We start from the raw sequence: 9,693 nt of genomic DNA on the forward strand, positions 1-9,693 counted from the left end.
ACTTTTAGAATCAATAGATCAATTTTCAAAGAAACTATATTCCACAAAACAATCGAAAGAATGATGATAGAAATGCCAATATATCAAAATCAAATAATACAGAAACTAAATATATAACTCAATAATTTTAAATGATAGTGCAGTCAGGCACGAAATCGAGAACAGAACTGGAATGGCTTAGTTCTTTCTAGCGCGTTTTAATACAACTACGATTATTCGCGCTAGATTTCCAAATGTTAATACTCTTTTAAACTTAAAACGGTTATGATTTCAAAATATAGGGTTCTTTTCAACGAACAATTTTCTACTGAAAAATACGACGCTATGCAAGCTGATATTGCATCGGATTTTAATTACAAACCCACTTTTCGAATTGGAGAAACGCCTTTTTTTATTTCCAATGATTTAAAAAACCAACTGCTCGAAGGTTGTCAACAAGTTATTGATTTTATTTTACGCGACGACTTCAACCAATTGACCGATAAAGCTTTAGAACTGAACCGAAAAGTTCCAAACGAAGACAATCACACTACGTTTTTGGCCATCGATTTCGGGATTTGTGAAGAAAATGGACAAATAATTCCCAAATTAATTGAAGTGCAAGGCTTTCCGTCATTGTATAACTTTCAAAATCATTTGGCCGAAAAATTTGTGGCAACTTATCCGTTTTTAGATGAACTTACCCCATTTTTAAATGGACTCAATCAAGAAAGTTATTTGCAATTGATTGAAGAGGTTATATGCAACAATCATCCTAAAGAGCAAGTCATTCTTCTAGAAGTTGAACCTGAAAAACAAAACACAAAAATTGATTTTTACTATTGCCAGCGGGATTTAGAAATTCCGATTGTTTGTGTGACAGAACTGTACGAAAAAGGAAATCAGCTTTTTTACAAAAACAAACAAAATGAGGAAGTTTTAGTGAATAGAATTTACAACCGTGTGATTTTTGACGAGCTCGATTTGCGAACCGACTTACACCTCAACTTTGATTTTTCGAAATCCTATGAAGTAGAATGGGCGGGACATCCCAACTGGTTTTTCAGAATCAGTAAATTTATATTACCATACTTAAAAGGTACGTATTTTATCGAAACCACCTTACTTTCTGAATTGAAAGAAATTCCATCCGACTTGGAAAATTACGTTTTAAAACCTTTATTTTCATTCTCCGGAAGTGGCGTTATTTTCCATGTAAAGCGGGAAGATGTGGAAGCGGTTGTCGAAAAAGATTTGTATATTTTGCAAAAGAAGGTACATTACAAACCCATTATTCAAAGTCCAGACGGTTTAGTTAAAGCCGAAGTTCGTATATTGGCCGTTTGGCCAAAAAACGATGCATCACCTACTCTAGTTACCAATTTAGTGCGTTTGAGTCGTGGTGAAATGATTGGTGTAAAATTTAACAAAGACAAAGACTGGGTAGGCGGAACCGTTGGAATGTTTGAAAAATAGTTTTATAAATTCAACATTTGACAGTTCATTTTAAAACGCAACTGGTTTGGTAAATGCGTGGGTTTTATCCAAACAAAAAATACAACCCAATTAAAATTTCAATCGTGGACTTAAAATGAAAGCGCGCCAAGCTTACATAAGTTAGCGTTCGATTACGCCTTCTAAAAATAAAATAGGTACTTCCTCGGTATTGTTTTCGTTTATAGCGTTGCTTTTGAAAATAAATACTTTATCGTACATCTTGTTTTCGATAAAATACGTGAGCATAAACTCATTATTTAAAGCCAAAACACTGTTTTCTAAAAGTTCAACTTTTACGACCGAAACAGCTGGAACGGCTGGAAACGCATGACGAAGTAAAGATGTTTTCTTCATTTCTCCATTTAAGGTTCCAAATGCGGAGGAAACAATCATCACGCTGTCTAGATCGAAATCACTATCGTTTACTAAATAAACGTACCACACTTTTTCGTTAAACTCAACACTAAATTCTTGTACTGCTGCTAGGAAAACATTTTCGACTACTGGAATTTGAATATCTTTTTTCATATATGTAAAAGTGATTTTTTAGCGGTCATATACGGTATTGCTTTTATTTATTGGTGTTTATCTCACAATAGTATAGTTTTCATCGGTGTTCGATGACCCGAGCTTGCGAACTGGCGAAGCATTGTCAATTGTTTACGTAAACGTGTTGTTAATGGCGAATTCATATTATTTTGCCACCCATCCCGATACTTTGGGAGCTGAGGTTGAAAGTTAATTTTTAAATAATGAAAACCTAAATAGCCCCGATAGCAGTGTAAATCCTCCCGATTTTTCATCGGGAGATTGCAACGAATAGCGGGAATATAGTTTGCTGAAAAAGCCCGAGCCATTTGCTCCTAAAAAATTATATACTGGACTTAAATTGCTCCAAGAAACGCACATCGTTTTCATAAAACATTCGTATATCTCCAATTTGGTGCAATAACATCGCAATTCGCTCCACACCCATTCCGAAGGCAAAACCGGTGTATTCTTCTGAATTGATACCGCAGTTTTTCAAGACATTTGGATCGACCATTCCGCAACCGCCAATTTCAAGCCAGCCGGTTCCTTTGGTAATTCGGTAATCGGTTTCGGTTTTTAGGCCCCAATAAATGTCGATTTCGGCACTTGGTTCGGTGAACGGGAAATAGGACGGACGTAAACGGATTTTGGACTTTCCGAACATCTCTTTAGTGAAATATAAAAGGGTTTGTTTCAAATCGGCAAATGAAACATCTTTGTCGATGTACAAGCCCTCGATTTGGTGAAAAATACAGTGGGAACGCGCGGAAACAGCTTCATTTCTGAAAACTCGTCCTGGCGAAATCGTACGAATGGGTGGCTTGTTGTTTTCCATATACCGCACCTGAACTGATGACGTATGCGTTCGCAAAAGCACGTCGGGATTGGTTTGGATGAAAAAAGTATCTTGCATGTCGCGTGCCGGATGGTATTCGGGCAAATTTAATGCGGTGAAATTGTGCCAATCGTCCTCAATTTCTGGTCCTTCGGAAACATTGAATCCGATGGTTGAGAATATGTCGATAATTTGATTTTTTACTAATGAAATCGGGTGACGAGAACCTATCTTGAACGGTTCGCCCGGACGGGTCAAATCGCCATAAATTCCTTTGATTTCTTCTTTGTTTTCCAATGCTTCCTGAAGTTGTTTTACCTTTTCTTCAGCTGTAGTTTTCAAAGCATTAATTACTTGGCCAAATTCTTTTTTCTGCTCGTTAGGCACATTTTTAAATTCGGCAAAAAGGGTTTTTAAAAGGCCTTTTGTGCCAAGGAATTGGATTCTGAAAGCTTCTAATTCTCCTGCATTATCCGTTGAAAAAGCTTGAGCCTCGGCAATATATTCTTTGATTTTATCTATCATTGTTTTTCGTAAAAATGCAAATTTAAGGTTTTTCGTTGAAAGTTTGAATGTAAATTGAAATGGATAATTTGTCAAGCTGAATTTATTTTAGCTTCTCAATTGTCTAATTGGATTGCTAAAGTAGCGATTCTGAAACGAGTTCAGTATGACAAACATTTGTTGTGTGTCATGCTGCATTTATTTCGCCATTTTAATAAATATATTCCTTTTCCAAAAAATAACCCACAATGGCTTCTTTCATCAATACGGTTTGTTCTCCGGCTTTTAAGGTAGGTAATTCTTCTTTGACGCTGTAATGAGGCCAACCTTCAGCGTCAATATGGTCAAAGGTGTAAAAACCGTAGGGTTCGAGCAAACGGCAAATGGCGATGTGCATTAAATTTAACTTTTCGTCTTTCTTGAATTTATCGTGGACTTTTCCCAGTTCTTGTACACCAATTAGGTAAATAATGGCGTCCAAATCCAAATCTTCTCCTTGCGAAAATTGGTTGGAAAGTTTTAATACTAACGCTTCCCAGCGTTCTTTAAGTTGTATATCTCTTGACATTTAGATTTCGGATTGTGAAATTAGAATTTAGGATTAATTGTAATTTAAGCTACAAAGATACGTTGTAGCCTTTGGTTATTCTACTAAAGTGAGTATCTTGCTCAAAGTTTTTTTTTTCTATGCAAGTTATTGATATTGTTTTAGGTTGTTTACTTTTATACGGCATTGTTCGGGGCTTTTGGAACGGTTTTTTTATCGAATTTGCTTCGTTGATTTCGTTATTGCTTGGAATTTACATTGCCGTAAAATTTTCTTCGTTTGCTCAATCGGTGATTGGTTCACACGTTTCTTGGTCGCCCAAAACCATTCAGATTACCGCATTTGCGTTGACTTTTATTGCCGTTATTATAGGTTTATCGGTTTTGGCAAGATTTTTAACCACACTTTCTAAATTTGCGGGTTTGGGTATTTTCAATAAAATGGCAGGTGCTTTTTTCGGATTATTGAAAACTATTCTCTTAATTAGTGTTTCGCTTCATTTTTTTCATAAAATAAACACTAAAGCTGCTTTTGTTTCGAAGGAACAGTTGGTAAAATCTATTTTTTATTATCCTACGATGCAATTGTCTGGGAAAATATTTCCTGTTTTGGAAAGTTGGTTTGAGGAGTTGAAACCTTTTGGAAACAAGTATTAGAATTTTTTTCATAGAAAATCCCTCTTTAGCAACTGTGCTGTAATTCCTATTTCAATTCCTTAATCAACTCTTTCCGAATCCATCCATCCGTTCCATCAGGCAAAGCGACCAAGCGCCAATTATCGAGTTCTTCTTTTACTTCCACTTTGGTTCCTTCGTGCAATACAAAAGCGTTTGGAGCGTCTGGTTTGGGCTCTGCCTTGACTTCAGCGACTTCGGCAAAAACTATTGCTGGACGAAACAATAATTCACTGTTTTTTTCGGAAATCGTGGCAAAAAGTGCTAAACCTAAAACCATTGCTGACACAAACATACCGCCGAAAAAAATGCGTTTCAAAATTGTTCGATATGAAAAATAATAGCCAGTGAAAAAAAGCAAAATAAAGAACGACCCATAAACCGCAACCCAAGCCCAAGAATTGTAGTGTCTTGAAGCAGTAAAGTTGGTGACTATTTTTTCAAAACCGACCTCGGGAACGGTTTTAACCTCGTCAATTTGTAGTTTTTGTGCAAAAGCAAGGTTGTTCAGGATGTCTGGATCATTGGGCTTTAAAAGCAATGCCTTTTCAAAATTATAAATTGCAGGCGCGACTTTATTGAGTTTATAATACGCATTTCCTAAATTAAAATACAACTCTGCCGATTGCTTATTGGTTTTTAAAACCGATTCATAGGCTTGAGCCGCTTCTTGAAACTGATTTTTTCGATACAACTCGTTGCCCTTTTCAAAACCATTTTGGGCAAAGAAAGTAGAAGAAATTAATAAAAATATATAGATTAAATTTTTCATTTTAAAATGGTTTAAACACAAAGTTCACAAAGATCTCGACGTTTTAATACTTCTTGTTTTTATATTGTTCCGTTTATTACTCTTTTTACTCCGTTTTTTAGTAAGCTTACATTAAAATTAATCAGCAAACCTAATTTGCAATTGGACAATCTTAGGTAAGTTAAAATTTGTGCGAGATGAACGTCATTCAAACTTTCAACTGATTTTATTTCAACAATAAATCCAATCTATAACCCACATCCAAACGGACTTCATCATATATTAAAGGCAAAGCTTTTTGTTTTCAACTTTTAAATTTGACTTTTTCAATTCATAAAACATACATTCTTCATAAGCACTTTCCAACAATCCTGGACCCAATCTTTTGTGTATTCTTAAAGCTGCTTCAAAAACAATATTTGCAATTTCATTTTCCGTCATTTGTTTGGCATTTACTGATTTAGATTGTTTTAAACTTACAATTTAACTTTGTGAACCTTGCGAATTCATTGTGAACTTTGTGTTTAAGAAATTTGTTTTTCTAATTCAGAAATCAATCCCACCGCTTTGTCAAAATCCATCTGGATTGCGCCACTTGACGAAGGTGCATATCGCGCAAATTCGCAGTTTTCAACCAGTTTTATAAATTCAGAAACGGTTTGTTCCTTCGCTTTTCGATCCATTAAAATCGCGCGAATGGTTTCTTTGCTAATTTCTGAAGTTTCGATATTCAATTTGGCTTTCAAAAAGTTGTGTAATGCTTTCTCCAAAGCAATGTAAAACAGCTCCTTGTTTTGAAATTGCTTCTTCGCTTCTGATAAATATTTTTTTGCCAATCGGTTCGAAAGTCGAATACGGTTTCCGGTAGCATCGCCGTCTCTCGCCTCTTTTTTTCTTCGGAAAATCATTAATATTGGGATGCACAAAAACGGAGCGAACAACAATCCATAAAACAATGGGCTTCCAAAAAAGTCGGCTTGCTTAGTAGGTTTTAAATTCGTTTTTAATTTGATGAACTCAAATTTTGAACTTGCGGTTATTGCTTTTTTATTGGAATTCGCTGTCGGATTTTGAGCCGCAACAGCTTCGTTGCTTTGTGGGCCATCCAACACTTTTATTTTAATTTCGGGCGAAACTATGGTTTTATACGTTTGTGATCTCAAATCAAAATACGAAAATCGCATTGGTTTAATCGGATATTCGCCCTGAAATTGCGGAATGATGGTGTAACTGTCGGAAATGGAACCCGCCATACCACTCAACGGCGTACTCACATTTTCTTTATGTACAGGATCGTACATTTCTAATGCAGTTGGCACAACGGGTTTTGGCAAATCAAACAATTTGAGATTTCCCTTTCCAGAAACTATAACCTTCAAATCCAAACTCTCTCCGTGTTTTAAAAGCGTTTTGGAAGGTTTTGCTTCGAAAGTAAAACTTCCCACAGCACCTGTAAAATCTTCCGGTTTTCCGTTTTCAGGCAAGGCTTTTACGTTAATCGTTTTGGCTCCAGCCGAAACGCGCTTGTTGGCCCGTGTGGTTTGGTATTGACCGAAAAAATTACGTCGGTTGGTAGGGATTTCTAAATCAATGTCCATCGACAAGGGTTCGATCGCGAGTTTGCCGGATTTTTGCGGATATAAAACGGTTTTTCGTAAAGTTACCACCCGCATTTTTTCGCCATTGTAGGTACCTTCTTCTAATTGAAGCTGTTTGATTTCGATATTTTGACTCCAAAAATCGTTGTATTTGGGTTTATCTAATTCTTGGAAATTACTGATTCCTACGTTGTAACTAAAATACAATTTGTAAACTACCGTGATGGGTTCATTGATGTACGGATTAGCTTTTGAAACTTCGGCAATCAAATGAATGGCGTCATCGGGCGAAATTTGAGGCGCGTCTTGTGGATTGGTTGGAATGTCAATAGCCGCTGTAATGTTTACCTTTACCGGAGTTGTTTTGTAGGTTTGCCCGTTGATTTCAATACTTGCCTGACCGATGGTAACCGCTCCTTTTCGGGTAGGTAATAAAAAATAAGAATAACTTTTATTAAACGAAACTTTTCCTTGAATCCACGATTGACTCACTTGCTGCATTGGGCCATTCACTACACGAAAACCCTCAAAATTAGGAGGTGTAAAATTGTCGCCATCGGCATTCATCGTAAAATCTACACGAAGTCGCTCGTTTAATCCAAGCGAATTTTTGCTGACTTTAGCCTCAAATTGTACTTGAGCGAAAGTGGCAAAACTGCATAATATAAGATATAAAAAAAATAACTTTTTCATTTTGATCTACTTCCTATTCCTAGTTAAATTAACTTTCATTACTCAATGTCAGGCTATCCGTTTATCATGCTGAATTGATTTCAGCGTCTTCCAACGAGATCGGATAAGATTCTGAAATAAATTCAGAATGACAAAAAGAGTAAAAATGATTCCCTCTAATTGAAATTCTAATTACCAGTCTTTTTCGGTTTCTACAGGTTTGCCTTTTGCTTTTTGAGCATTGACTTTGTCCTGCACTTTTTTCTCCTCGTTATTTACCGCATCAAGCAAGTTTTGAAGGCGTTGTTTCGAAATCTGACCTTCTTGAGGTTTGGGCTTTCCTTTACCTTGGTCGTCTTTCTTGTCTTTATTGCCTTGGTCGTCTTTCTTGTCTTTATCGCCGTCTTTTTTGTCGTCCTTTTCTTTTTGATCTTGTTGTTTTTTCTGATCCTTTTCTTTGTCGTTCTTTTTATCGTCTTTCTTGTCGTCCTTTTTTGGAGGATTCTCTTTCAGCATTTTCTTTGCTAAAGCAAAATTATATCTCGTTTCCTCGTCCGAAGGATTATTAATCAAGGCTTGTTTATAAATTTCAACTGCACCTTGATAGTTTTTTTCTTTCATAAAAACATTTCCAAGATTATGAAAAGCTTTGTGTTTCTCGGTTCTTGTGGTTGCGTTTTTAATTGCATTTTGATAAGCAAACTTCGCTTCTGCTGGTTGATTAATGGTGTAAATGGTATTTCCTAAATTGTAATACGAATTGGCGTTTTTAGAAAATTTTGATGCTGAAATTCGGTAATTGGTTTCGGCGTCGGCATAGTTTTTTTCGTTAAAAGCGCTGTTTCCTTCCGGCAAATTTTTGTCTTTCTCCTGCCCTTGCATTACCACAGAAAACAAGAGAACCAATACTACAATTGCATTTTTCAAAGTTCTCATATTAGTTTTTTGTTTTTTCTTCGTTAAATAAATTCATTTTTCGGAGCCAACTCGTTTTTTTCTCCAACAAGAAAATATCGATAAAAAGCAGCAGTATTCCAAAACCCAAAAACCACTGAAACTGCGAATTAAAATCAGTAAACTGGGTCGATTCAAATTCGGTTTTTTCGATATTTTCTAACGCATTTTTAACAAAATCGACCACCTCTTGTGTGCTTCTGCCGTTGATGTAATTTCCTTTAGTGGCTTTGGCAATTTGTTGCAAACTGGCTTCATTCAGTTTTGTAATGACCACTTCATTCTGACGGTCGCGCTGAAAACTTTCAACGGTTCCATTTCTTTTCAACGGAATTGGCCCTCCTTTTGCAGTTCCCACTCCTACCGTCAAAATTTTCAAACCGGCTTTGGTTGCTTCTTCTGCCGAAGTTTGAGCTCCTTCCGAATGGTCTTCGCCGTCAGAAATTAAAATAACCAATTTGCTCGTTTTGCTTTCTTCGTCAAAATAGCTTTTCGAAATTTCAATCGCCTCTTCAAGCGACGTTCCTTGTGAAGAAACCATTCCGGGATTCATGTTTTGTACAAACATTTTGGCCACACCATAATCGGTTGTCAAGGGCAAAACGGGAAACGCACTTCCGGCATACGCCACAACGCCAATGCGGTCGCTACCCAATTCATTAATTACTTGCGAAATGATTTGCTTGGTTTTGTCCAATCGGTTTGGTGCAATATCTTCGGCAAGCATGCTTTTAGAAACATCGACCGCAAAAACGATGTCGATTCCTTCGCGCTTTACGGTTTCGGTTTTCGTGCCGATTTTTGGGTTTACCAAAGCGATAATCAAACATACAAAGGCCAAAAGCAACACCACAAATTTCAACACCGCTTTGAAAATCGAGCGTTCCAGAATGAGTTTTTTGATCAATTCAACGTCGCCAAACTCCCTTTGCTTTTTTCTTTTCCAATATAAATTATAAAAGAAAACAACCGCCAATATCGGCAGAAGAAAGAGCAGGTATAAATATTTTTTTTCGTCTAATTCCATTGTTTTTTAAATAATCGAATTGAGTTATATATTTAGTTTCTGTATTATTTGATTTTGATATATTGGCATTTCTATCATCATTCTTTCGATTGTTTTGTGGAATATAGTTTCTTTGAAAATTGAT

Annotated in this window: 9 protein-coding genes and 3 pseudogenes; 3 read left to right on the forward strand and 9 right to left on the reverse strand. The window is 36.3% G+C overall.

Features of this window, described 5'->3' with window-relative positions; translation table 11 throughout:
• Nucleotides 1–117 (forward strand): annotated as a pseudogene (locus tag ACIQ2X_RS10135) (IS1595 family transposase); the annotation flags it as partial.
• Nucleotides 118–264: 147 nt separating this feature from the next.
• Complete coding sequence (locus ACIQ2X_RS10140; protein WP_396178815.1) at nt 265–1,455, forward strand: hypothetical protein; 1,191 nt, start codon at nt 265–267, stop codon at nt 1,453–1,455.
• A gap of 141 nt (nt 1,456–1,596) precedes the next feature.
• Here ACIQ2X_RS10140 and ACIQ2X_RS10145 read toward each other — a convergent pair whose 3' ends face one another.
• From ACIQ2X_RS10145 to ACIQ2X_RS10155, 3 genes are all read right to left on the reverse strand, one after another.
• Nucleotides 1,597–2,004, reverse strand: coding sequence for a hypothetical protein (locus tag ACIQ2X_RS10145; RefSeq protein WP_396178816.1), 408 nt, complete (start codon nt 2,002–2,004; stop codon nt 1,597–1,599).
• Between the two features lie 343 nt (nt 2,005–2,347).
• A complete protein-coding gene (pheS, locus tag ACIQ2X_RS10150; protein ID WP_396178817.1) occupies nt 2,348–3,367 on the reverse strand; it encodes a phenylalanine--tRNA ligase subunit alpha in 1,020 nt (339 codons plus the stop codon).
• A gap of 190 nt (nt 3,368–3,557) precedes the next feature.
• Nucleotides 3,558–3,914, reverse strand: coding sequence for a hypothetical protein (locus ACIQ2X_RS10155; protein ID WP_396178818.1), 357 nt, complete (start codon nt 3,912–3,914; stop codon nt 3,558–3,560).
• A 119-nt stretch (nt 3,915–4,033) separates the two neighbouring features.
• Between ACIQ2X_RS10155 and ACIQ2X_RS10160 the strand changes: the two genes are divergently transcribed.
• Nucleotides 4,034–4,549, forward strand: a complete 516-nt coding sequence (locus tag ACIQ2X_RS10160; protein ID WP_396178819.1) for a CvpA family protein — start codon at nt 4,034–4,036, stop codon at nt 4,547–4,549.
• A gap of 46 nt (nt 4,550–4,595) precedes the next feature.
• Here the strand turns inward: ACIQ2X_RS10160 and ACIQ2X_RS10165 are convergent, their stop codons facing one another.
• The 6 genes and pseudogenes from ACIQ2X_RS10165 to ACIQ2X_RS10190 all read right to left on the reverse strand — a co-directional run.
• Complete coding sequence (locus ACIQ2X_RS10165; RefSeq protein ID WP_396178820.1) at nt 4,596–5,339, reverse strand: tetratricopeptide repeat protein; 744 nt, start codon at nt 5,337–5,339, stop codon at nt 4,596–4,598.
• A gap of 59 nt (nt 5,340–5,398) precedes the next feature.
• A pseudogene (locus ACIQ2X_RS10170) lies at nt 5,399–5,759 on the reverse strand (GxxExxY protein).
• 83 nt (nt 5,760–5,842) lie between these two features.
• Nucleotides 5,843–7,609, reverse strand: a complete 1,767-nt coding sequence (locus ACIQ2X_RS10175; protein ID WP_396178821.1) for a BatD family protein — start codon at nt 7,607–7,609, stop codon at nt 5,843–5,845.
• A 171-nt stretch (nt 7,610–7,780) separates the two neighbouring features.
• Nucleotides 7,781–8,515 carry a tetratricopeptide repeat protein gene (locus ACIQ2X_RS10180; RefSeq protein WP_396178823.1) on the reverse strand — a complete coding sequence of 245 codons (735 nt, stop codon included), beginning with the start codon at nt 8,513–8,515 and terminating at the stop codon, nt 7,781–7,783.
• Between the two features lie 10 nt (nt 8,516–8,525).
• Nucleotides 8,526–9,569, reverse strand: coding sequence for a VWA domain-containing protein (locus tag ACIQ2X_RS10185; protein WP_396178822.1), 1,044 nt, complete (start codon nt 9,567–9,569; stop codon nt 8,526–8,528).
• Between the two features lie 24 nt (nt 9,570–9,593).
• Nucleotides 9,594–9,693: pseudogene (locus ACIQ2X_RS10190) on the reverse strand (IS1595 family transposase); the annotation flags it as partial.

It is taken from the genome of Flavobacterium sp. (genome assembly GCF_044368625.1).
In the GTDB taxonomy this organism is placed as follows: domain Bacteria; phylum Bacteroidota; class Bacteroidia; order Flavobacteriales; family Flavobacteriaceae; genus Flavobacterium.

Coding starts and splice junctions, on each gene's coding strand:
- ACIQ2X_RS10140 (WP_396178815.1), top strand. CDS start 265: ATGATTTCAAAATATAGGGTTCTTTTCAACGAACAATTTTCTACTGAA.
- ACIQ2X_RS10145 (WP_396178816.1), bottom strand. CDS start 2,004: ATGAAAAAAGATATTCAAATTCCAGTAGTCGAAAATGTTTTCCTAGCA.
- pheS (WP_396178817.1), bottom strand. CDS start 3,367: ATGATAGATAAAATCAAAGAATATATTGCCGAGGCTCAAGCTTTTTCA.
- ACIQ2X_RS10155 (WP_396178818.1), bottom strand. CDS start 3,914: ATGTCAAGAGATATACAACTTAAAGAACGCTGGGAAGCGTTAGTATTA.
- ACIQ2X_RS10160 (WP_396178819.1), top strand. CDS start 4,034: ATGCAAGTTATTGATATTGTTTTAGGTTGTTTACTTTTATACGGCATT.
- ACIQ2X_RS10165 (WP_396178820.1), bottom strand. CDS start 5,339: ATGAAAAATTTAATCTATATATTTTTATTAATTTCTTCTACTTTCTTT.
- ACIQ2X_RS10175 (WP_396178821.1), bottom strand. CDS start 7,609: ATGAAAAAGTTATTTTTTTTATATCTTATATTATGCAGTTTTGCCACT.
- ACIQ2X_RS10185 (WP_396178822.1), bottom strand. CDS start 9,569: ATGGAATTAGACGAAAAAAAATATTTATACCTGCTCTTTCTTCTGCCG.